General features: G+C 72.0%; 18 protein-coding genes. 5 read left to right on the top strand and 13 right to left on the bottom strand.

The window, feature by feature from the left end:
• Positions 1–102 precede the first annotated feature (102 nt).
• From ABEA46_RS17270 to ABEA46_RS17255, 4 genes are read right to left on the bottom strand one after another with little or no spacing between them, the layout of a single operon-like run.
• Positions 103–2,484 (bottom strand): beta-xylosidase/alpha-l-arabinosidase, encoded by a 2,382-nt coding sequence (locus ABEA46_RS17270; RefSeq protein ID WP_345546240.1) that lies wholly within the window; start codon positions 2,482–2,484, stop codon positions 103–105.
• A gap of 2 nt (positions 2,485–2,486) precedes the next feature.
• Positions 2,487–3,377, bottom strand: coding sequence for a carbohydrate ABC transporter permease (locus tag ABEA46_RS17265; protein ID WP_345546238.1), 891 nt, complete (start codon positions 3,375–3,377; stop codon positions 2,487–2,489).
• A gap of 1 nt (position 3,378) precedes the next feature.
• Positions 3,379–4,371: a carbohydrate ABC transporter permease gene (locus ABEA46_RS17260; RefSeq protein ID WP_345546236.1), complete on the bottom strand. Its 993-nt coding sequence runs from the start codon at positions 4,369–4,371 to the stop codon at positions 3,379–3,381.
• Positions 4,372–4,373: 2 nt separating this feature from the next.
• Complete coding sequence (locus ABEA46_RS17255; protein WP_345546234.1) at positions 4,374–5,666, bottom strand: ABC transporter substrate-binding protein; 1,293 nt, start codon at positions 5,664–5,666, stop codon at positions 4,374–4,376.
• A 124-nt stretch (positions 5,667–5,790) separates the two neighbouring features.
• Here ABEA46_RS17255 and ABEA46_RS17250 point away from each other — a divergent pair, with 124 nt between their 5' ends.
• A complete protein-coding gene (locus ABEA46_RS17250; protein WP_425563211.1) occupies positions 5,791–6,963 on the top strand; it encodes an ROK family protein in 1,173 nt (390 codons plus the stop codon).
• Positions 6,964–7,155: 192 nt separating this feature from the next.
• On the opposite strand, the gene ABEA46_RS17245 is transcribed toward ABEA46_RS17250, so the two are convergent.
• Genes ABEA46_RS17245 through ABEA46_RS17230 form a run of 4 tightly spaced genes read right to left on the bottom strand, consistent with a single transcriptional unit; the run spans position 7,156 to position 11,679 of the window.
• Positions 7,156–8,661 (bottom strand): alpha-N-arabinofuranosidase, encoded by a 1,506-nt coding sequence (locus ABEA46_RS17245; RefSeq protein WP_345546230.1) that lies wholly within the window; start codon positions 8,659–8,661, stop codon positions 7,156–7,158.
• On the bottom strand, positions 8,658–9,767 hold the full coding sequence (locus tag ABEA46_RS17240) for a Gfo/Idh/MocA family protein (RefSeq protein ID WP_345546229.1): 1,110 nt from the start codon (positions 9,765–9,767) through the stop codon (positions 8,658–8,660). Before ABEA46_RS17240 ends, ABEA46_RS17245 begins: the two co-directional genes overlap by 4 nt.
• Positions 9,764–10,456, bottom strand: coding sequence for a ThuA domain-containing protein (locus ABEA46_RS17235; protein ID WP_345546228.1), 693 nt, complete (start codon positions 10,454–10,456; stop codon positions 9,764–9,766). The genes ABEA46_RS17240 and ABEA46_RS17235 overlap by 4 nt, the downstream gene beginning before the upstream one ends.
• Entirely contained in the window at positions 10,453–11,679 is a 1,227-nt protein-coding gene (locus ABEA46_RS17230; protein ID WP_345546226.1) for a Gfo/Idh/MocA family protein, read from the bottom strand. The genes ABEA46_RS17235 and ABEA46_RS17230 overlap by 4 nt, the downstream gene beginning before the upstream one ends.
• A 96-nt stretch (positions 11,680–11,775) precedes the next feature.
• Between ABEA46_RS17230 and ABEA46_RS17225 the strand changes: the two genes are divergently transcribed.
• Together ABEA46_RS17225 and ABEA46_RS17220 are read left to right on the top strand one after the other, a co-directional pair.
• Complete coding sequence (locus ABEA46_RS17225) at positions 11,776–12,774, top strand: LacI family DNA-binding transcriptional regulator (protein WP_345546224.1); 999 nt, start codon at positions 11,776–11,778, stop codon at positions 12,772–12,774.
• Between the two features lie 146 nt (positions 12,775–12,920).
• The gene (locus ABEA46_RS17220) at positions 12,921–14,342 is read left to right on the top strand and encodes an aspartate aminotransferase family protein (RefSeq protein ID WP_345546222.1); all 1,422 of its coding nucleotides are present in this window, start codon (positions 12,921–12,923) and stop codon (positions 14,340–14,342) included.
• Positions 14,343–14,391: 49 nt separating this feature from the next.
• On the opposite strand, the gene ABEA46_RS17215 is transcribed toward ABEA46_RS17220, so the two are convergent.
• Positions 14,392–14,871: a MarR family winged helix-turn-helix transcriptional regulator gene (locus ABEA46_RS17215; protein ID WP_345546221.1), complete on the bottom strand. Its 480-nt coding sequence runs from the start codon at positions 14,869–14,871 to the stop codon at positions 14,392–14,394.
• A gap of 79 nt (positions 14,872–14,950) precedes the next feature.
• On the opposite strand from ABEA46_RS17215, the gene ABEA46_RS17210 reads away from it, so the two are divergent.
• On the top strand, positions 14,951–16,150 hold the full coding sequence (locus tag ABEA46_RS17210) for an FAD-dependent oxidoreductase (RefSeq protein WP_345546219.1): 1,200 nt from the start codon (positions 14,951–14,953) through the stop codon (positions 16,148–16,150).
• Positions 16,151–16,162: 12 nt separating this feature from the next.
• On the opposite strand, the gene ABEA46_RS17205 is transcribed toward ABEA46_RS17210, so the two are convergent.
• Entirely contained in the window at positions 16,163–16,738 is a 576-nt protein-coding gene (locus tag ABEA46_RS17205) for a TetR/AcrR family transcriptional regulator (protein WP_345546216.1), read from the bottom strand.
• Positions 16,739–16,848: 110 nt separating this feature from the next.
• Between ABEA46_RS17205 and ABEA46_RS17200 the strand changes: the two genes are divergently transcribed.
• Positions 16,849–17,874 (top strand): SDR family NAD(P)-dependent oxidoreductase, encoded by a 1,026-nt coding sequence (locus ABEA46_RS17200; protein ID WP_345546215.1) that lies wholly within the window; start codon positions 16,849–16,851, stop codon positions 17,872–17,874.
• 147 nt (positions 17,875–18,021) lie between these two features.
• Here ABEA46_RS17200 and ABEA46_RS17195 read toward each other — a convergent pair whose 3' ends face one another.
• The 3 genes from ABEA46_RS17195 to ABEA46_RS17185 are packed head-to-tail and all read right to left on the bottom strand — an operon-like array spanning position 18,022 to position 22,163.
• Positions 18,022–19,581 (bottom strand): SLC13 family permease, encoded by a 1,560-nt coding sequence (locus ABEA46_RS17195; RefSeq protein ID WP_345546214.1) that lies wholly within the window; start codon positions 19,579–19,581, stop codon positions 18,022–18,024.
• 55 nt (positions 19,582–19,636) lie between these two features.
• Complete coding sequence (locus tag ABEA46_RS17190; RefSeq protein WP_345546212.1) at positions 19,637–21,652, bottom strand: oxidoreductase; 2,016 nt, start codon at positions 21,650–21,652, stop codon at positions 19,637–19,639.
• 46 nt (positions 21,653–21,698) lie between these two features.
• Positions 21,699–22,163, bottom strand: a complete 465-nt coding sequence (locus tag ABEA46_RS17185; protein ID WP_345546210.1) for a helix-turn-helix domain-containing protein — start codon at positions 22,161–22,163, stop codon at positions 21,699–21,701.

Here is a 22,163-nt window from a genome sequence, read left to right as displayed (position 1 = left end):
TTTGCGGACGCGGTCGTTGAGCGAGCGAGGAGCGAGCGAGACGAAACGCCTGGGACGACGAGCGACCTCGTGCGCGAAGGCGTTTCGTCTCGCTTCGTCCGCTCAACGAACGGGGAGTGGCTCGACCGTCACGCCGGCGTGCAGCCGGCGCGCGTGGTCGAGATGGCGGGGCTCGCCGACGATGCGCACGGTGCGCGTCTCGACGATGTCGGAACTGGAGCGGCCGAACCCGAGCACGAGGTCGCCCGGCTCGACGATGCGGCGGCCGTCGACGCCGGTGAACGATGCGAGGTCGGCGGGAACCTCGAACGACACCCGCACGCTCTCGCCGGCGGCGAGCGGCACACGCGCGTACGCGATCAGCCGCTGCACGGGCCGTACGACCGAGGCCGCCGGGTCGTGCAGGTACAGCTGCACGACCTCGACGCCATCGCGGCCGCCCGTGTTGGCGACCTCGATCGACACCGTGACCTCGCCGTCGGCGGTCAGCGTGTCGGCGGAGGCTGCGGCATCCACCCATTCGAAGGATGAGTAGCCGAGCCCATGGCCGAACGCATACGCCGGGGTGGGGTCGATGTTCGACACCTCGTTGCGGCGCGCGAGCTTCGAGGCGAGGTAGGTCGAGGGCTGCGCGCCGGGGTCGCGGGGGATGCTGACAGGCAGGCGTCCGCTGGGGTTCACGCGTCCGCTCAGCACGCCGGCGATCGCGCCGGTGCCCTCTTCGCCCGCGAAGAAGCTCTGCACGATGGCCGCTGCGCGGTCGGGCGCGGCGCCGAGCGCGTACGGGCGTCCGGCGAGCAGCGTCACGACAGCGGGGGTCCCCGCGTCGAGCACGGCGTCCAGCAGCTGCTGCTGCGCGCCGGGGAGCGTCAGATCCGCGGCGTCGCAGCCCTCACCGCTCGTGCCGCGGCCGAACAGGCCCGCGCGATCGCCCAGGGCGAGCACCACGATGTCGGCGTCGGCGGCGAGGGCGACCGCATCCGCGATCCCTTCCGTCTCACCGCCGTCGATCGACGTGCCGGCGACGTGCACGAGGTCGGCGCCGGGGTACTCGGCCTCGAGCGCCTCGCGCAGGGTCGGCAGCGCGATCCCCAGCGGGAATTCGGGATGCCGCACGCCGACGTGCGACGGGAACGAATAGCACCCGAGCACGGCGTACGGGTCGTCGGCCACGGGGCCGATGACGGCGATGCGACCGGGCGCCGCCGGGAGGGGCAGGACGCCGTCGTTGCGCAGGAGCACGATCGCCGCCTCGGCGATGCGGCGCGCGAGGTCGCGGTTGGCGGGCGGGTCGAGGTCGACGGTGCCGCGCACGGCTTCGACCGAACCGGTGTCGGCGCCGGCGAGCGCGGCGGGCACGGGCGACCAGTCCTCGTCGAGGAGACCCAGCTGCCCCTTCTGCCGCAGCACCCGGCGCAGGGCGCGGTCCACGATCTCTCCGTCGACCTCGCCGTCCTCGACGGCCCGCACCAGCTCTGCGCCGAACGTCTTCACGGTGGGCAGCTCGACGTCGATGCCGGCCGAGAGCGCCCGGGCCGCGGCATCCGTCCAGCCGTCGGCGACGCCGTGCAGGTCTTTGAGGAAGGCGATCGAGAAGTAGTCGGCGACGACGGTGCCCTCGAAGCCCCACTCGTCGCGCAGCAGCTCGGTGAGCAGGCGTCCGTCGGCCGCGGTCGGGACGCCGTCGAGGTCGGTGTACGAGTTCATCACCGAGCGCACGCCGCTCTCGCGGATCGCCATCTCGAACGGCGGCAACAGCACGTCGGCGAGTTCGCGCGCACCGACCGACACCGGTGCGAGATTGCGGCCGCCCTTCGAGGCCGAGTAGCCGACGAAGTGCTTGAGCGTCGCGACGACGCCCGCGCTCTCGACGCCCTGGATGTAGGCGGTCGCGACCGTGCCGACGAGGTACGGGTCCTCGCCGATCGTCTCTTCGACGCGGCCCCAGCGGGCATCGCGCACGACGTCCAGCACAGGGGCGAGGCCCTGGTGCACGCCCACCGAGCGCATGTCGGCGCCGATGCGGCCGCCCATCTCGCGCACCAGCGCAGGGTCGAACGTCGCGCCCCAGCTGAGCGGCACCGGGTAGGCCGTCGCCCCCCACGTCGCGAAGCCGGCCAGGCACTCCTCGTGAGCGAGCGCCGGGATGCCGAACCTGTTCGCCGCGACGATCCGCTGCTGTGCGCGCATGAGCGACAGCGCGCCGGCGGCGGGGTCGACCGGCGCGGTGCCGAACGGCCGGGTCAGCTGGCCCAGGCCCGCCGGCAGCAGCGCGTCGAGGTCGATCTCGACAGTCATGTCGTGCTGGTGCGGAGCGACGTCCTCGCCGTCGGCCGACGCACCCACCCACACGCCGTACAGCTGGGCGACCTTCTCGGCCACGGTCATCACGGCGATCAGCTCGTCGACGCGGGCGTCGAGCGGTGCGGCCTCATCGGTCCAGGGGCGCCGGGTGGCAGCATCCACGATCGTCTGTTCCTTCATCGTCATCCCTTCACGGCTCCCGTCAGCCCGCCCACGATGCGCTTTTCGGCGAGGAGGAAGAACACCAGGGCCGGGATCATCGCGAGCGACGTGTACGCGAGGACCGCGCCGGTGTCTTGCGAGTACTGGGTGGAGAACTGGGTCACCCCGAGCGGCAGCGGCCACAGCTCCTGCGGCAGCGTGCCGGTCGAGATCACGAGCAGCGGCAGCAGGTAGCCGTTCCAGCTCGCGACGAACGCGAGGATGCCCACCGTGATGAGCCCCGGCTTCGCGAGCGGCAGCAGGATGCGCCAGAAGAACGCGAGGCGCGAGGCGCCGTCGATCATGGCAGCCTCCTCGAGCTCGTCGGGGATGGCCTTGAGGAACGGCACCAGGATGATGATCGTCGTCGGCAGCGCGAACGCGATGCCCGGGATGATCACCCCCAGGTAGGTGCCGTGCAGGCCCAGGGTGCGCAGCAGCAGCGTGAGCGGCAGCGCCGCGACCGTCAGCGGGAACATCAGCCCCGCGGCGAACAGCGTGTACAGGCCCTCACGGCCCTTGAAGTCGTAGCGCGCGAGCACGAATGCCGCCATCAGCCCGGCGACCACGACGCCTGCGGTCGTGCAGACCGCGAGGAGGGTGCTCGCGAACAGGTTGCCCCAGAACCGGGTCGAGCCGAGCACTGCGCCCCAGTTCTGCAGCGTGAACGGGTCCGGGAAGCCGGCGGGGTTCGCATTGAGGTCGGCCGTCGTGCGGAAGCCGCCGAGGAAGACGTAGAGCACGGGACCGATGGCGACCGCCGCGACGACGAGCGCCACGAGGTAGACGAACGGCTGACCCCAGTCGAACCTGCGTCCGGCCGGTTCCGCCGCGCGCGGTGCGCCGGTGACGAGAGTGGTGGTGGCCGACATGTCAGCGGGCTCCGTTCGTGAGGGCGCCCTTGAGGTCGCGGCGGAGCGCGAAGCGCTGGTAGACGAGAGCGATGACGAGCGAGATCACGAAGAGGATCACGGCGATCGCGCTGCCGTAGCCGGGCTGCCCGGCGAACTGGCCCTGCTGCACCATGTAGGTCGCCATCGTCTCGGTCGCGATGCGGCGCACCGCCGGCGCGACGGTCACCCACACCATGTCGAACACCTGCAGCGAGCCGATGATCGACAGGAACGCCCAGATCCGGATGGTGGGTCCGAGCAGTGGGATCGTGATGTGCCGCTGGATCTGCCACCAGCTGGCGCCGTCGATCTGCGCCGCCTCGGCGAGTTCGTCGGGGATGCCCTGCAGGCCCGCGAGGAAGAGCAGGATCGCGAAGCCGATGTACTTCCAGGTGAGCACGAAGAAGATCGTCCACAGTGCGATGGCCGGGTCGGCGAGCCAGTTCTTCGCGAGCGACCCGAGGCCGATGGCTTCGAGGGTCGCGTTGACCGCGCCGTTCGGCTGCAGGATCAGCTTGAACGCCAGACCCGCGATCACCTCGGCGAGCACGTACGGCACGAAGATGAGCAGGCGGAACACGCTGCGGCCGCGCAGGGGGCGGTTCAGCAGCAGCGCCACGGCGATGGCGATCGGGCCCTGCACGATCAGCGACATCACCAGGATGAAGAACGTGTTGCCGATCGCCTTCTGGAACTCGGGACTGGTGAGGGCGCGGACGTAGTTGTCGAAGCCGACGAACCGTCCGTCGTCGGCCAGGTTGCTCCACTGGAACGCCGGCGGGAGGTTGAAGAAGCTGTACACCGCCGCGAGCACGACGGGGAGGATCACGAAGCCCACGAACAGGATGAGCGCGGGCGAGACGAACAGGAGGATCTCGAGGCGCTTGCGCCCGGAGCCGCGCCGGACCCGGCGCACAGGGGTGGGGCCCGGGCCCGCGGAGACCGCGGGCCCGGGGGTGGTGAGGGTCGCCATGTCTACAGGGTCGCCGCCGCGTCCTGCATCTTCTTGACGATGTCTTCGGGCGTGCCGGTGCCGGCGAACAGGTTGACGATGCCCTCGTTCATGGCGTTGCCGACCGTGGTGCCGAAGGCGGTGTCGAGCCAGAGCTGGACGAAGGATGCCTCGGACAGGCCTTCGGCGACCATCTTGAGGTTCGGGTCCTCGAGCGAGGACTGCGCCTCGGCGACGGTCGGGATGCCCGAGCCGCTGGCCGCGAACTTCTTCTGGACCTCGGGGCTCATGATGTACTCCAGCAGCTCCGCGCACTCCGGCGGGGCGTCCGCCGAGCAGCCGAAGCCGTCACCGCCGCCCAGGGCCGCGGTCGGGTCCCCTGCCGCGCCGTCGATGCCGGGGACCGGGAACCAGCCGAGGAACGCGGGCACCTTCTGGTCGGGCGTGAGGCCGCCGATGACACCGGCGTTCCAGTGGCCCATGAGCTCCATCGCGGCCTGGCCGTTGGCGACCATGCCGGCCGAGCTGCCGGCGCCCTGCTGGGCCGACGTGCCGAGGAAGCCGTCCTGGAACGGCTCGATGCCGAGGAACTCCTGCAGCTTCTCACCGGCGTCGACGAAGCACTGGTCCGAGAAGTCGTACTCGGTCTCGGCGGTGGCGAGCGTCTCGGGCGAGCACGACTTGAGGGCGAACTGGTACCACCAGTGCGCGGCCGGCCAGCCGTCGCCGGCGCCGACGGCGATCGGCGTGATGCCGGCGTCGCGCAGCTTGCCGACGGTGTCGACGAGCTCGTCGAAGGTCGTGGGCACCTCGGCCCCGGCCTGCTCGAACAGGTCGGTGTTGTACCAGAAGCCCTCGATGCCGAACGTGAAGGGGATGCCGTAGGTCTTGCCGTCGACCTGCCACGGGTTGACTGTCGCGCCGACGCTCGTGATGGTGTCGGCGAGCTTGTCGTCGAGGGGCTGGAGGTAGCCGTTGGCGACCTGGTCGCGCAGCTCGCCGCCGGGCCACACCTGGAACAGGTCGGGCGGGTCGCCGGCCGCGAGCGCGTTCGGGATGAGGGTGCGCTGGAGCTCTTCGTTCTGGTAGCCGGTCTGCTCGACCTTGATGCCCGGGTGGTCCTCTTCGAACTGGGCGGCGACCTCTTCCCAGACGGCGGGCATCGGGCCGGACGTGGCGTTGTGCCACCAGGTGAGGGTGACCTCGTCGCCGCTGTCGCCGCTGTCGCCGCCGCCGGCACAGCCCGCGAGCACGCCGGCGGCGAGGCCTGCCGCGGCGAGCCCGGCGAAGACGCGCATCCTGCTGCGTGTGTTCATCTTCGAACCTCTCGAAAGTTTCGACTTCTACGTCGAAAGTGATGTGGACGTGGCAAGAGTATGACGAAAGGGATTTGCGGTCAAGCGCAACAAATAACGGCTCGGCAACGGCGGCGGCCCTACAGTGAAAGGCGTGAGCGATCCGTCACCGACAGAAGGCGTCCGCCAGCGAAACCTCGCGCGACTGCTGCGGCTCGTGCACCTCGAAGGCCCCCTCTCGCGCGCCTCGCTGACCGAGACGACCGGGCTCAACCGTTCGACCATCGCCGACCTCGTCGGCGAGCTCGGCCGGCTCGGGCTCGTCGAGGAGCGCGCCCCCGATCCCTCCCGGCGTGTGGGGCGCCCCTCCCCCGTCGTCGTCGCCGACGCCCGCGTCGTCGCGATCGCCGTCAACCCCGAGGTCGACGCGCTCACGATCGCCGCAGTGAGCCTCGACCGCAGCATCCCGCTGCGCGAGCGCGTCGACGTCGACCGCCTGCTGAGCCCCGAAGAGACTGCCGCACTGATCGCCGAGCGCGTGGCCGCCTGGCGCCGCGGCCCGCTCGCCGACGCGCAGATCGTCGGCGTCGGCCTGGCCGTGCCGGGGCTCGTCCGCGCGAGCGACGGCCTCGTCCGCAACGCGCCGCACCTGCGCTGGACCGACGCGCCGGTGCGCGACCTCGTTGCAGAGGCCACGGGCCTTGCGACCACGGTCGGCAACGACGCCACCCTCGGCGCCACGGCCGAGCATCTCTTCGGCGCCGCGCAGGGGCTCGATGACGTCGTCTACCTCAACGGCGGCGCGAGTGGCATCGGCGGCGGGCTCATCGTGCACGGGATGCCGCTGCTCGGCGCCGGCGGCTACACCGGCGAGTTCGGGCAGAACCGCCCGGGCATCGCGTCGCCCGTCGATCGCCGGGCCGACGGCGGCGTGCTCGAGGACGAGGTCAGCCGCGCGCGCCTGCTCGCGGCGGTGCGGCTGCGCGGCGCGGACGACCCCACGCTCGCCGCGGCCCTGGCCGAGGCCGGGCCGGACTCCGAGGCCGGCGACGAGGTCGCCCGGCAGCGCCGCATCCTCGCCACCGCGCTGGCGAACGCGGTCAACGCGCTCAATCCCGCGGCGGTGGTGCTCGGCGGCTTCCTCGCGACGATCGCCGCTGTCGACCTCCCGGGACTCACCGCACTGGTGCAGGGTCAGGCGATGTCGGCCAACGCCGAAGAGCTCGAGATCCGCGTCGCCTCGCTCGCCGAGGACCGGCTGCTGATCGGCGCCGCCGAAGCGGCCTTCGCCGACCTGCTGCGCGACCCTTCGGCCTGACGCCGGCCCCCGGCCCGACGCCGGCCGCTCGGTCGTTGAGCGCAGCGACGAAGCAGCGAAGCCGACACGCCGCAAGACACCCTCCGAACGCAGCCCCGCGCATGCGTCGCCGGGATGGCTGGGTCCGACGGGCGGCTTACGGCGTTTCGTCTCGCGCCGCTCGCTCAACGACCGAGGTGTTCGACCGCGCGACTACACCAGGTCGAGCTCGACCGTCGCGAACGAGTGCGGCGGCAGCGTGACGGTGAGCACGCCGGTCTCGATCGATGCGTCCAGCGCCACGGGCGCCACGGCGTCGGGGGCATCGGGAGTGTTGTGCGCGGCGGCATCCACCCCCGTCAGCACGCGGGCGCGACGCACCGACGCCGCCCGGCCGCGCAGGTCGACCCGCACGTCCAGCGCTGCGTCGATCGACAGGTTCGACAGCGACACGAGGGCGCCGCCGTCCCGCGTCGAGGCCGACACCGACAGGCCGGGCACGTCGCCGGCGGCGACGGGCGTCTGCAGCACGTGGGCGGCGAGCGCCGTCGCGTCGTGGTGGCCGCGGTTCATCTCGAACACGTGGTAGGTCGGCGTGAGCACCATGGCGCCCGAGTCGTCGGTGAGGATCATCGCCTGCAGCACGTTGAGCGTCTGCGCGATGTTCGCCATCTTGAGGCGCCCGGCGTGCCGGTGGAACGCGTCGAAGTGGACCGCGGCCACGAGCGCGTCGCGCACGGTGTTCTGCTGGAACAGGAATCCGGGGTTCGTGCCCGGCTCGACGCTCCACCACGTGCCCCACTCGTCGAGGATCAGCCCCACCTTGCGGTCGGGGTCGTACGAGTCCATGACGGCCTCATGGCGGCGGATGACGCGCTCGACGTCGAGAGCCTTGCGCATCGTGCCGTAGAACTCCTCCTCGGTGAACGAGGTGGCGGATTCGGTGTTGATGCCCGATCCGGCGTGGGAGTAGTAGTGGAACGACACGCCCTGGAACACCGGGGTCGGGTTCGAGCCGCAGGTGAGGCATCCGAGCGACTCCATGAGGGCGCGCGTCCACGCGACATCGTCGTCCGAGGCGCCGGCGGCGATGCGGTACAGCTCGTTGCCGCCGTGGTTGCGGCAGTACGTGCCGTAGCGGCGGGCCTCGAGCGCATACTGCTGCGCCGTCATGTTGCCGCCGCAGCCCCATGCCTCGTTGCCGATGCCCCAGAACGGCACCTTCCAGGGCTCGTCGCGTCCGTTCTCGCGGCGCAGGCGCGCCATCGGCGAGTCGCCGTCGCGCGTCAGGTACTCGACCCACTCGCTCATCTCGCGCACGGTGCCGCTGCCGACGTTGCCGTTCACGTACGCGTCGGCGCCGAGCAGATCGCACAGGTCCATGAACTCGTGCGTGCCGAAATGGTTGTTCTCGACGACGTCGCCCCAGTGCGTGTTCACCATGGTCGGGCGGCTCTCGCGCGGGCCGATGCCGTCGCGCCAGTGGTAGTCGTCGGCGAAGCAGCCGCCCGGCCAGCGCAGGTTCGGGATGCCGAGCGCGCGCAGCGCCTCGACGACGTCGGAGCGGATGCCCCGCACGTTCGGGATCAGCGAGTCCTCGCCCACCCAGAACCCGCCGTAGATGCAGTGCCCGAGGTGCTCGGCGAAGTGGCCGTACAGGTGGCGGCTGATGACGTCGCCGGGGACGTCGAGGTCGATGACGGCGCGGGCCGTGGTCACAGGCTTCTCCAGGTCGTTGCGGGGGTGAGGGGGACGAGGGCGGGGCGCTCCACGGTGGTGCGGAGCGGTTCGCGGATGCCGGAGGCGGCCGAAGCGGTCAGCGCCGTCATGATCTCGAGCACGTGCAGCGCCATCGCACCGCTCGCGCGCCCATCGGCGCCGGGGGCCGCGGCGCGTGCCAGGTCGACGAGCCCGATGCCGCGGCCGGCGTCGACGTAGCCGGCCCACGGCTCGAGCGTCTGCCACTCGCCGCCGCGCTCGTGAAGGCGCACATCTCCCGCGAACCCGTTCGGGTCGGGCACGACGAGTGATCCGTCGACGCCGTGCACCTCGATCGGCTCCGCGGTGGAGCGCACGCCGTCGAAGCTCATCGTCACGGTCGAGATCGCTCCCGACGCGTGGTGCAGGATGCCGCTCAGGTGCGTGTCGACCTCGACCGCGACCCGCTCGCCGGCGCGCGGCCCCGAGCCGATCACGCGCTCGTCGCGCGAGCGCGACCCGGCGCCCGACACCGCGGTGACGGGTCCGAGCAGCTGCACGAGCGAGGTCACGTAGTACGGGCCCATGTCCAGCAGCGGCCCACCCCCCTCGCGGTAGTAGAAGTCCGGCTGCGGATGCCACGACTCATGGCCCGCCGAGATCCACATCGCCGACGCCGACACCGGCTGGCCGATGCGCCCGTCGTCGATCGCGGCGCGCGCGGTCTGCACGCCGGTGCCCAGCACCGTGTCGGGAGCACCCCCGACGCGCACACCGGCGGCGGTGGCGGCATCCATCACGCGCTCCGCGTCGGCGAACGTCGCCGCCAGCGGCTTCTCGCCGTACACGTCCTTGCCGTGCGCGATGGCCGCGAGCGCGACCTCGGCGTGGGCTGCCGGGATCGTGAGGTTGAGGACGGTGTGGATGCCGTCGTCGGCGAGCAGCTCGTCGGTGGAGAGCGCGCGGCACCCCGGCAGGTTCGCGGCCGCGGCCTGCGCGCGTGCGACGTCGAGGTCGGCGACCGCGGCGATGCGGATGCCCGCCGCGTCGGCGAGCGTCGACAGGTACTGGCCCGAGATGACGCCGAGGCCGACGACGCCGACGTTCGTCGGCAGCGTCCCGGTCATCGGGCTGCCCACAGGAGTCCGCGCCGGATGATGGTGCGCACGTTGTCGTCCTGCAGCACGTCGAGACTGTGCCCCGGGGTCGACACGAAGATCCGGCCGGCGCCCCACTCCCGCGTCCACACCGCAGGAGAGGTGATCGGCCGGTGCCACGGGTGGTACGGCTGCACCGGATGCGTCGTCGTCGCCAGCACGTCGATGAGATCGTCGTGCAGCACCCAGTACTGCTCGGTGGTCAGGGCGAAGTCGTCGAGCCCCGCCATGATCTCGTGGCCGCGGCCCAGGTCGGTGAGCTCGACCGTGTACGGCAGGTAGTTGTCGGTCTGGTCGCCGTGCACCTCGTCGGGGTGCTTGGACGGGTGGGTCGCGAACTGGCCGCCGACGAGCTGCAGGTAGTCCGAGCTCGCCCGGAACGAGTCGGCGATGCCGCCGTGCCAGCCCGCGAGTCCGGTGCCCGCGGCGACCGCGTCGCGCAGGCCCCGCACAGCCTCGTGCGACGCCTGCGACATCGTGACGGACTGCAGGACGAGATCCGTGGCAGCCATCCGGTCGGCATCGGCGTAGACCTGCGGGTCGTCCTCGATCGTCACGTCGAACCCGCTGTCGCGCAGGAACGGGATGAACAGGTCCGTGGCTTCGACGGGACGGTGGCCGTCCCATCCGCCGCGGACGACGAGAGCGGTACGGGTCATGCGGGGGTCCCTTCGGTCGGTGGCTGCGTTTCGTCCCGCTCCGCTCGCGGGGCGGCCGGAACGCGCGTGAGGATGCTGTCGTGCTCGGCGCTCTGCGCGACCGCGGCGAGCACCCGCTGCACCTGCGCCGCATCGGCGAACGTGGGCGAGACCGGGATCTCGCCGGCGACGGCGCGGACGAAGTCCACGGCCTGGTGGGCGAACAGGTGCTCGTAGCCGAGGCCGTGGCCCGCCGGCCACCAGGCGCCGGCATACGGGTGGCGCGCCTCGGTCACCTGCACACGGCGGAAGCCCTGCGCCGCATCGGCCGCGGCGTCGTACACCTCGAGCTCGTTCATGCGCTCGAAGTCGAACGCGATCGCACCGCGGTCGCCCGAGATCTCGATGCGGTTGGCGTTGCGCCGGCCGGTGGCCATGCGCGTCGCCTCGAAGACGCCGAGGGCGCCGGCGTCGAAGCGCGCCGTGAACGCGGCGGCGTCGTCGACGGTGACCGGCAGCCTGTCGGTCGGGTCGGCGGCGACCCCGCCCAGGCCTTCGGCGGCACCCATCCGGGGCCTGCTCGTGACGAAGGTGCGCATGACGGCCGAGACCGCGTCGATGCGCTGACCCGCGAGCCACTGCGCGGTGTCGATCGAGTGGGCGCCGATGTCGCCGAGCGCACCGGAGCCGGCGCGGTCGCGGTCCATGCGCCATGTGTGCGGCGCGTCGGGGTCGCTCAGCCAGTCCTGCAGGTACTGCGCGCGGACGTGGCGGATCTCGCCGACGCGTCCCTCGGCGATGAGCTGCTTCGCGAGGGCGAGCGCCGGGGTGCGACGGTAGCTGAAGCCGCACATGGCGACCCCCGGCGCGCGGGTGGCGGCATCCACCATCTCCTGGGCCTCGGCGACCGAATTCGCCAGCGGCTTCTCGCACAGCACATGCTTGCCGGCGGCGAGTGCGGCCAGCGCGATCTCGGCGTGCGTGTCACCCGGAGTGCAGATGTCGATCACGTCGATGTCGTCGCGCTCGACGGCTTCGCGCCAGTCGACGGAGTGCTCGGGCCAGCCGAACCGCTCGGCCATGCCGGCCGTCGCTTCGGGTCGATGCCCGACCAGCAGCGCCGGAACGGGATCGAGCGGGAGGTCGAAGAACCGCGGGGCGGTGCGCCAGGCCTGCGTGTGCATGCGGCCCATGAAGCCGGTGCCGATCAGCGCGATCCGCAGCGGCGATGTCGTCGTCGTCATCGTGGAGGTGCCCTTTCCAGGCACCGACGATGCCACCGCCGTCCCGGGGCCGCGACAATCTTGCGCAAAACCTCGGAGGTGCGCGAGGGTAGTCGCGTGCCCGAACGCGTGACCCTCGCCGACCTCGCCGCTCACGCCGGCGTGAGCGTCGGGACGGCCTCGCGCGCACTGTCCGGCCGCGGCGACCTCGCGCCCGCGACGCGGCGCCGGGTGCTGGCCGCCGCGCGCAGCCTCGGCTACGCGCGAGACCCTGCCGTGGGCGGCCGGCCCGCCGGTTCCGCGCGGCTCGTCGACCTCGTGCTCGGCGGGTACCACAACGCCTACTCCGACGAGGTGACCGCCGGCGCCCGCAGCGCCGCGGCCGCCGCCGGTTACGACCTCGTGCTGACCGAGGAGCGCGACATCCCCGACGACGACTGGCCCATGCGTGTGCGCCGCCGCGGCTCGGCCGGCGTCATGCTGGGCCTCATCTCGCCCACGGCGTCGCAGCTGGCGACGCTCACCGACGCCGACATCCCTGTCGTGCTGATGGACCCGCAGGCCGAGACCTCGCGCGGGCTCACGAGCGTGCGCACGACCGACCGCGCCGGCGCACGCACGGCGGCGCTGCATCTGGCCGACCGGGGTGCGACGCGGTTCGCGATCGTGCTCGGCTCGCCGCCGTACCGGTACGGACGCGCGCGGCATGAGGGCTTCCGCGAGGGGCTGCGGTCGGTCCGGCCGGACGCCGACCTGGTCGCGCTCGAAGCGGACTGGGGCGCCGTCGCGGCGCGCGAGGCCGCCATCCCGCTGCTGCGCCGGCTGCGGCCGGGCGACAGGCTCGGCGTGTTCGCGTGCTCGGACGAGATGGCCGCCGGCGTCTACGCCGCCGCCGTGGCCACGGGGCGCAGCATCCCCGACGACGTCCTGGTCGTCGGCTTCGACGACCTGCGCAGCGCCCGCTGGCTGACCCCGCCGCTCACGACAGTGCGCCAGCCGATCCGCGAGATGGCCGCAGCCGCGGTGACGGCGCTCACCGACGCCGCTGCCGGCGCGGCCCTCCCCCCGGCGCCGATCTTCCTGCCGACGCGCCTCATCCCCCGCGGCTCCACGTGAGTCCCACCCACTCTGGCGAGACGGAGATGCCGCGGCCCCGGCATCCGGACGGACCGACGGGAGCGGCATCCACTCAGCACAGAACGACCTACCGGGCGGGCGGGCCGCCCCGATAACGTGAGGGCACGTCTGACGGAAGGCCACTCATGTCTGGATCGACCGAACGCACCGCCCGCACCGGCCGCCCCGCGCGCAGCGAGGCGGAGCTGCAGCAGATGGCGAAGGACCACCTCTGGATGCACTTCGCCCGGCAGTCCGTCATGACCGACGGCCCGGGCGTGCCCATCATCGTCAAGGGCGAGGGTCACCACATCTGGGACTCGCAGGGCAAGAAGTACATCGACGGGCTCGCGGGGCTCTTCGTGGTCGCCGCCGGTCACGGCCGCAAGCGTCTCGCCGAGGCCGCGGCGAAGCAGGCCGAGGAGCTCGCGTTCTTTCCGATCTGGTCGTACGCGCACCCCGCGGCGATCGAACTGGCCGACCGGCTCGCGGATTACGCACCGGGCGACCTCAACAAGGTGTTCTTCTCGACCGGCGGCGGCGAGGCCGTCGAGACGGCGTTCAAGCTCGCCAAGTATTACTGGAAGATCCAGGGCCGTCCCACCAAGCACAAGGTGATCTCGCGTTCCGTCGCCTACCACGGCACCCCGCAGGGCGCGCTGGCGATCACCGGCATCCCGGCCATGAAAGAGATGTTCGAGCCGGTCACGCCGGGCGGGTTCCGCGTGCCCAACACCAACTTCTACCGCGCCGGCGACATGGGCGCCCCCGCCGACGACCTCGAGGCGTTCGGCGTGTGGGCGGCCGACCGGATCGAGGAGATGATCCTCTTCGAAGGCCCCGAGACGGTCGCTGCGGTCTTCCTGGAGCCGATTCAGAACTCGGGTGGATGCTTCCCGCCCCCGCCCGGGTACTTCCAGCGCGTGCGCCAGATCTGCGACAAGTACGACGTGCTGCTCGTATCGGACGAGGTCATCTGCGCCTTCGGCCGCATCGGACACATGTTCGCGTGCGACGCCTACGGCTATCAGCCCGACATGATCACGTTCGCGAAGGCTGTCACGAGCGGCTACTCGCCGCTGGGCGGCACGATCGTCAGCGATCGGATCTACGAGCCCTTCGCCCACGGCGACCGCTCGTTCTACCACGGGTACACGTTCGGCGGCCACCCCGTCTCGGCCGCCGTGGCGCTGGAGAACCTCGACATCTTCGAGGAGGAGGGGCTCACCGCGCACGTGCGCGAGAACTCGCCGGTGTTCCGCTCGACCCTGGAGCGCCTCACCGATCTGCCGATCGTCGGCGACGTGCGCGGCGACGGCTACTTCTTCGGCATCGAGCTCGTGAAGGACAAGGCGACGAAAGAGACCTTCGACGACGACGAGTCCGAGCGGCTGCTGCGCGGCTTCCTCTCGAAGGCGCTGTTCGACGCCGGCCTCTACTGCCGCGCCGACGACCGCGGCGACCCCGTCATCCAGCTCGCGCCGCCGCTGACGATCGGCCCCGCCGAGTTCGACGAGATCGAGCAGATCCTGCGCGGCGTGCTCACGGAGGCGTGGACCCGCCTCTGATCGGTGGATGCCGCGACCCGCGGCATCCACTCCTCTCCGCATCGCGGCCCTACGGGGTGCGGCGCAGCGCCTCGACCTCGTCGCGGTTGAACGCGGCCGCGCGCGCGAGGAACTCGTTGGCGAACTCGAGCTGCTCGTCGGTGAGCGTGTCGAGGTATGCGCTCCAGCGTGCCGTCACGCCGGCGTAGACCGGACCGACGCGGGCCATCACGGTCTCGGGGATCGCCGTCACGATGACCTTTCGCCGGTCGGCTGCGTCGCGCGTGCGCGTGACGTAGCCGGCGCGCTCGAGTCGGTCGAGCATCGCGGTGATCGCACCGCCGGCGGTGAGCCCGACGCGTGATGCCAGCTCGCCGGGCGTCGCGGGTCCCTCGCTCAGCAGCAGTCCCACTGCCTGCAGGTCGGATCCGTTGAGGCCGCCCGACCGCGCGACAGCATCTTGGAAGAGCACGGCGCGGGCCATGAACTCGCGCATGACCTCGCCCTGCCGAGCCATCGCCGCGGCACGGGTGGAGGAAGGATCCGGCATCTGTTATTCTCTCTATTATCGAGATACTCTGATTCAGAGACTCTCTGCTTCGCTCTCAGACTATCGAAAGGCCGCCCACATGCCCAAGGCGCTCATCATCGGCGGAGGGGTCGCCGGCCCCGCGACCGCCCTGTTCCTGCAGAAGGCCGGCTGGGACGTCGCACTCTTCGAAGCACGGCCGCATCCCGAGGCGCACGGCGGACTGTTCCTGAACGTCGCCACGAACGGCCTCGCCGTGCTCGACCTGCTGGGGCTGCGCGACAAGCTCGTCGCACTCGGACACCGCAGCCCGTACATGCAGATGTGGAGCGGACGCGACCGGCTGCTCGGCACGGTGCCCAACGGGCCCGCCGGCGACCCCGAGCGCGGCAGCGTCGTCGTCCGCCGCGACCAGCTGCACACCGTGCTGCGCGAGGCGCTGGTCGAGAACGGACTCGACACGACCTGGGGTGCCCGCCTCGAGCGCATCGATGAGGATGCGCACGGCGTCACCGCCCATTTCGCCGACGGCACGAGTGCCACGGGCGACGTCCTCATCGGCTGCGACGGCGTCGGGTCGGTCACACGCCGCTGGATCGACCCTGCGGCACCCGACCCGCAGTACTCCGGACTGCTGAGCGTGGGCGGGTTCTCGCGCGTCCCCGGACTCGAGCCGACGCCCAGGTTGCAGCGCATGATCTTCGGCGCCCGCGGATTCTTCGGCTACCTGGTGCGCGAGGACGGGGAGGTGTACTGGTTCGCGAACCCCACGAGCCCCGAGCCTGATCGCGCGGCGTCTCGCCGCATCCCGGGTGACGCCTGGCTCGCTGAACTGCGTGAGCTGCACGCCGACGATCCTTACCCCGTGCCGCAGATCCTCGACGCCGCGACCGAGGTCGGCGCGTACCCGATCTACGATCTGCCGCACGTCCCGCACTGGCACCGCGGTCGCGTCGTCGTCACCGGCGACGCCGTGCACGCCACCTCGCCCAACGCCGGCCAGGGGGCGTCGCTCGCCCTCGAGGACGCGGCGATCCTCGCGCGGAGCCTGCGCGATGCGTCGACCTACGCGCGGGCGTTCGAGGCGTACGAGCAGCAACGCCGACCGCGCGCCGAGGAGGTGGTGAAGTACTCGCGGGCGATCGGCCGGCAGAAGGCCCCCGGCGGTTCCCGCTTCGCGGTCGCCATGCGCGACCTGATGCTGCCGCTGTTCCTCCGCAGCGCGACGAAGAACACCCGCAACAACCACCTGTACAACCACACCATCGCGTGGGACGAGACGGCTCGGCTCGATCCCTGACGCGCGGCCGTATCAGCGGGGGGCGAACGCCGCCCGGAAGAGGCGACGGGCCCGGGCCGACGCGGCGGGCCGGGCGGCGGCATCCGTCCTCGCCAGCTCGGTCGCGAGCATGCCGGTGGCCATCGTGACGTCCTCGATCTCGACGTGGTGGCCGATGCGGCCGGCGGCGCGGTCACGCGCGACGAGCTGCTCGACGACGCCGTAGAACCGCTCGCCGAGGACCGCCACGCGGGGATCAGTGAGATCGGCCGTCACCAGCTGGATGAACGCCGTCGACACCACCGCCTGATCGACCACGCGGTCGAGCAGGTCCTCGATGGTGCGATCGGGCGACGCCGTGTACTCCTCGAGGTCGCGCACGTTGTCTTCGAACACGGCGACGGCCAGCGCGGTGCGGTCGGGGAAATGGCGGTAGAGGCTGCCCTGTCCGACGCCGGCGCGCTTGGCGACGGCACTGAACGGGGCTCCGAGGCCCCCTTCGGCATAGACCTCTCGCGCCGCGGCGATGAGGGCGCGGCGGTTGTCGGCGGCGGCGGCGGGGCCGCGGTTCTGGCGGGTTTCCGCACGGGGGGATGCGGTGCTGTGCACGGGTGTAGCCTAGTACCGGACATAGTTGTCCGGTAGGAGCCGCCCCGAAGGATCCTCATCCCCGGACCCGCAGCCCCCACGCACTGCATGAAGAAAGGGAAGACACGAAAATGAGCACCACCCCCGCTCCTCTCACCGGAGCCTCCACCATCCAGACCTGGCTCGACGACGCCGCCGGCGGCGTCGCGCTGCGCGGCCTCCTCGCGCAGGGCGGCCAGTCCGCGGAAGCGCTCGCGCCGATCGCCGCACTGCCCATCTCGAACCTCGTCGCCATGAGCGGCGGCGCGTTCCCGCAGGCCGCCCTCGACGCCCTCGTCGCTCAGGTCAACCCCGACGGCGTGCCCGAGACGCCCGCCGACGAGACCCCCAAGTCCGAGTGGGCCGAGAAGATCAGCGCCGGCCGCTTCACGGGCCAGACCGTGATCGTCACGGGCGCCGGCTCCGGCATCGGCCGTGCCACCGCGTCGCGCGTCGCGCGCGAGGGCGGCCGCGTGATCGCGGTCGACGTCAGCCAGGAGCGCCTCGACGAATTCGTCGCCGCGCACGACGGTGCCGACGTCGTCGCCCTGACCGCCGACATCACCGACGACGAGGGCGTGGCCCGTATCGTCGAGGCCGCCGGCGACCGCATCGACGGCCTGGCCAACATCGCCGGGATCATGGACGACATGACCCCGGTCGGCGACGTCACCGACGCCGTGTGGGACCGCGTGTTCCGCGTCAACGTCACCGGCACAATGAAGCTCATGCGCGCCGTCATCCCCGCGATGCTCGCCCAGGGCGGCGGCTCGATCGTGAACACGTCGTCCGAGGCGTCGCTGCGCGGCTCGGCCGCCGGCGCCGCCTACACCGCGTCGAAGCACGCCGTGGTCGGCCTCACCAAGTCGAGCGCGTTCATGTACGGCCCGAGCGGTATCCGCGTCAACGCGGTCGCGCCGGGCGCCGTCATCACCAACATCGAGGCGAAGTTCAACTCGCCGCTGGGCGCCGACCGCGTCCGCGCGGGCATGTCGGTCATGACCCCGCCGGTCGCCGCCGACCGCCTGGCCGCGTCGATCACCTTCCTGCTGTCGGACGACGGGGTGAACGTCAACGGTCAGAACCTCGCGAGCGACGGAGGCTGGTCGGCCGCCTGACCCCCTGACCGCGACGCCCCGGCCGACCCGACGGCCGGGGCGCCGCCGTGTCCGGGCCAGGCTCGGAGATCTCGCGGATCTCGGACGCCTGGGCCACAAGCATCCGAGTCTCGCGTGATCTCCGAATGTCGAGCGGCGCGGCGTGAGTCAGAACGGCCAGATCAGCGGCACGTAGAACACGGCCATCAGCAGGAAGAAGATCGCCAGCGGCAGTCCGAGCTTCCAGTAGTCGCCGAAGCGGTAGCCGGCGGGATCCATCACCATGAGGTTTGCGGGGGTCGCGATCGGCGTGAGGAACGCGGCGGCGCCCGCGACGGTCAGCGCCATCATGAACGGCTGGACCGAGACGCCCATGGCCTGCGAGACCGAGATGGCGATCGGCGCCACGATCAGCACCGTCGCGGTGTTGCTGATGAGCTGACCGAGCACGACGGTCAGGGCGCACAGGGCGAGGAGCGCCAGCTGGGGGCCGGCGTCGCCCAGGGCCGACAGCATCCATCCGGCGACCATGTCGGCCGTGCCGGTGTTGATGAATGCCGTCGACAGCGGAATCATGCCGGCGATCAGCACGACGGTGGTCCACGAGATGGAGTGATACGCCTGCGTGACGGTGACCGTGCGGGTGAGCACGAGCGCGCACGCGGCCAGCAGCGCCGCGACCACCGGCGGCACGAGCCCGGTCGCCAGCAGCACCACCATGGCGAGCAGGATCACCGCGGCGCGCTTGGCGCCCCGCCCGAGCGGCACCGACCGCCGCAGCTGCGTCGGGTCGTCGACCGCGAGCACGCCGGGCTCGTTCGCGCGAGCGGCGAGGTCGTCCCAGGCGCCCTGCAGCAGCAGCGCGTCGCCTGCCTGAACGACGAACTCGGCGCCCTTGAGCTGGTCGTCGCCGCGACGGGCGGCGAGCACGACGAGGTCGCCCTTCTTGGTGGTCATGCCGGCGCACAGCGTCTTGCCGATGAGCGGCGACCGCGGCGCCACCACCACCTCGGTGACTCCGTTGACCGGGCCCAGCAGCGTCCCGGTGTCCAGCGACAGCGAGTACTGGCTGCGCAGCAGCCGCGCGTGCCGCATGAGGTCCTTCGGCATGAGGGCGCCGCGCCGCTCGGGCAGCAGGCGGTCGCCGAGCAGCAGGATCACGATGGTTCCGGCCAGGACCGGGATGCCGACCAGCGCGAACTCGAAGAACCCGAACTCGCGCCCGCCGGCGCCGGCAGCGAACTCCGACACGATGATGTTGACCGGCGTGCCGGTCAGCAGCAGCAGAGACCCCGCCGAGGCGGCGAAGGCGAGCGGCATGAGCAGCTTCGAGGCCACGATGCCCGCGCGCGCCGCGACGACGACCACGAGCGGCAGCAGCGCGGCCACCGCGCCGTTGATGCTGATGAGCGCCGTCAGCCCCGCCACGAGCAGCGCGATCACGATGATCAGGGTGTTGCGCTTGGTGCCCGCCCGGCCGATGACCTTCTGCCCCGCCCATGCCGTGATGCCGGTCGCATCGAGCGCCTCGCTCATCACGAACAGCCCCGCGATGAACAGGGTCGTCGGGTCGCCGAAGCCCGCGAGCGCCTGCGGCAGCGTCAGCACTCCGGTGAACCAGAGCGCCAGAGCGACACCGATCGCGACCACCCCGATCGGCACGCGGTTGCTCACGAACGCGATGACCGCGAGGACCAGGATGACGAGCGTAGCGGCGACGGGGTCCACGGCCCCAGCGTAGCCAGCGGTCGGGTGGATGCCGCCACCCTCGGCCGCGGCGGTGTCAGCCGCGCAGCACGGCGAGGCCGGCGACGTCGTAGGCGAGTTCCACGGCATCGAAGATCGCGGCGTCGATCGTGCGGGGCGCGAACGCGTCGCCGATCGTGACGACCCGGGGTGCGGCGTCCACGGCGTCGGGGATGACGACCGATGCGCGTGGCTCGACGGCGACGACCGCGTCGACGTCGGCGAGGGTCGACTCCACGCCGGTGAGCACGTCGCGCACGACGACCTCGCGTCCGGCGATGCGCTCGACCCGGTGGGCGGCGTGACGCCGGAAGCCGCCGGGCGCGCCGAGGCGCTCCAGCAGCAGCGGGCGGTCGTACCCCGCGCCGATGTGCGGGAACATCGTCTCGAACGGGGTCACGAGCTCCAGCACCTCGACGTGCGGCAGCAGCATGAGCGCGATGCCGGCGGCGTAGGCGGTGCCGTCGGCGTCGACAACAGCGATGCGGGGGCCGAGCGCAGCGCGGTGGGATGCCGCGGCGAACGCGTCGACAGTGCCGCCGGCCGGGAACCCGCCCGCGTAGGCGCCGCCCAGCGCGAGCGAGGTGGTCGCCGGCGCCGCCGCGCCGGTGGCCAGGACGATGCCGTCGGCGCCGAACCCGCGGAGGAGGTCCGCCGTGGCGAGCACCCCGAGCCGCACGTCGACCTCGGCCTGGGCGAGGTCGCGCACCAGATCGTCGACGAGCAGGCCGACGCTCTCGCGTCCCGGCACCTGCCGGGCCAGCCGCAGCTGGCCGCCGAGCTCACCCGACCGCTCCAGCAGCGTGACCTCGTGGCCGTCGCGGCCGAGCTCGATCGCCGCGCGCATGCCGGCCGGTCCTCCGCCGACGACCACCCACCGCTGCGGCGCGTCGGCCATCGGGCGCGGGCCGCGCTCCGCTTCGCGGCCGGCGAGCGGGTTGACGGTGCACGACATCGGGAGTCCGCGACTGCCGCGGCCCAGGCATCCCTGGTTCAGCCGGATGCAGTGGCGGATGCCGGGCTCGGCGGCGTCGACCGGCGCGAGACCGAGGAGCTTGCGGCCGAGGTCGGGGTCGGCGATCTGCGCGCGTGTAAGGGCGACCATGTCGGCGATGCCGGAGGCGACGACCTCTTCAGCGGCTTCGACCGAGCGCGCCGCCCCAACGCCGAACACCGGCACGTCGGGGTTCGCGGCCTTCACGGCGGCGACGTCGTCGCGCAGCCACGCGTACGGCATCGGCGACGACGGGAAGACGTAGTGCACGTTGTGGTACCCGCCGGCCGCGAGATCCAGGAAGTCGATGCGCGCCTCGGCCCGCAGCCGCGCGATGACCTCGAGCATCGCCGGACCGTCGAGGCCATCGGGGTGGAACTCGTTCGCGACGATGCGGATGCCGACGGTGAAGTCGTCGCCCACGCGCGCCCGCACGGCCCGCAGCACCTCGCGCGGGAAGCGCGTGCGCCCTCCGAGGTCGCCGCCGTACTCGTCGGTGCGGGCGTTGTAGAGCGGCGAGAGGAACTGGTGCAGAAGGTACCCGTGGGCCATGTGGATCTCGACGCCGTCGAAGCCGCCCGCTCGGGAATGCTCGGCCGACAGCGCCCAGCCCTCGACAAGCGCGGCGATGTCGTCGCGGTCCATCTCGCGCGTCGCGTGCCCCGTCGACGGCGACAATATGCGCGACGGGGCATACACCGTGCGCGGCCCGTCCGGGCTGTCGGCCTGGGCTTGCGCGCCGTGGTGGTTGAGCTGCACGAAGACCTTCGCGCCGGCCTCGTGCACGGCATCCGTCATCTGCTTCGACGCGGCCACGCCCTCGGGGCGGTAGGCGTCCTCGAAGCCCTTGATCGACCCGGTGGGGTGCACGAAGTGGTTGCCCGCGACGAACAGGCCGCAGCCACCGCGCGCCCGCCGGACGTAGTACGCCGTCTCGCGATCGGACTCGACGCGGTCGGAGTACTGCTTCGAGTGCGCCGTCTGCATGATGCGGTTCGGCACCGTGACGGCGCCGATCCGCAGCGGCTGCGCCAACGGCGATGGAGGGCTCGCGGTCATCCCCCGACGATACGCCGCCCGAGCCGGACCCTCGGCGGTGTCGTGGTCAGGCTGCGCCGCACACGCCGTGAGGGACGACCTCGGCGACGCACGGCGCGCAGCCGTTGCGCGCGCCCTGCAGCGTGCGCTCGAGCACGGCGATCGTGGTGCCGCCGCCGCGCCCCGAGAACGACGGCATCCGCAGCACGTCGGCCAGCAGGGTGCGGCGCACCGCGAAGAACCGCTCCAGCTCGTCGGCGGTCAGGAACGGCGGCAGCGGGTGCGTGAGCTCGCGGATGACCTCGGGCACGGCATCCGCGCGCACCATCCAGGCGCGCCGCCGCAGCTGCCGGCGGAACTCGGCCTCAGGCACGAACCAGCGCCGCCCGAACCGGTAGCCGGGCAGGTCGCCGTTCGCGAGGCGGCGGGTCAGGGTCGCCGGCGTCAGCCCGGCGAGCTTCGCCGCCGCAGAGGTCGTGAGGAACGGCGAAGCGCCGCCGCCGCGGCGGGTGGGGAGGGCATCGAAGCTCAC

It is taken from the genome of Microbacterium jejuense, from assembly GCF_039544225.1.
Classification (GTDB): Bacteria; Actinomycetota; Actinomycetes; order Actinomycetales; family Microbacteriaceae; genus Microbacterium; species Microbacterium jejuense.
This window is presented reverse-complemented; position numbering and strand designations above follow the sequence as displayed.

Coding starts and splice junctions, on each gene's coding strand:
- ABEA46_RS17270 (WP_345546240.1), bottom strand. CDS start 2,484: ATGAAGGAACAGACGATCGTGGATGCTGCCACCCGGCGCCCCTGGACC.
- ABEA46_RS17265 (WP_345546238.1), bottom strand. CDS start 3,377: ATGTCGGCCACCACCACTCTCGTCACCGGCGCACCGCGCGCGGCGGAA.
- ABEA46_RS17260 (WP_345546236.1), bottom strand. CDS start 4,371: ATGGCGACCCTCACCACCCCCGGGCCCGCGGTCTCCGCGGGCCCGGGC.
- ABEA46_RS17255 (WP_345546234.1), bottom strand. CDS start 5,666: ATGAACACACGCAGCAGGATGCGCGTCTTCGCCGGGCTCGCCGCGGCA.
- ABEA46_RS17240 (WP_345546229.1), bottom strand. CDS start 9,767: ATGACCGGGACGCTGCCGACGAACGTCGGCGTCGTCGGCCTCGGCGTC.
- ABEA46_RS17235 (WP_345546228.1), bottom strand. CDS start 10,456: ATGACCCGTACCGCTCTCGTCGTCCGCGGCGGATGGGACGGCCACCGT.
- ABEA46_RS17230 (WP_345546226.1), bottom strand. CDS start 11,679: ATGACGACGACGACATCGCCGCTGCGGATCGCGCTGATCGGCACCGGC.
- ABEA46_RS17220 (WP_345546222.1), top strand. CDS start 12,921: ATGTCTGGATCGACCGAACGCACCGCCCGCACCGGCCGCCCCGCGCGC.
- ABEA46_RS17215 (WP_345546221.1), bottom strand. CDS start 14,871: ATGCCGGATCCTTCCTCCACCCGTGCCGCGGCGATGGCTCGGCAGGGC.
- ABEA46_RS17210 (WP_345546219.1), top strand. CDS start 14,951: ATGCCCAAGGCGCTCATCATCGGCGGAGGGGTCGCCGGCCCCGCGACC.
- ABEA46_RS17200 (WP_345546215.1), top strand. CDS start 16,849: ATGAGCACCACCCCCGCTCCTCTCACCGGAGCCTCCACCATCCAGACC.
- ABEA46_RS17190 (WP_345546212.1), bottom strand. CDS start 21,652: ATGACCGCGAGCCCTCCATCGCCGTTGGCGCAGCCGCTGCGGATCGGC.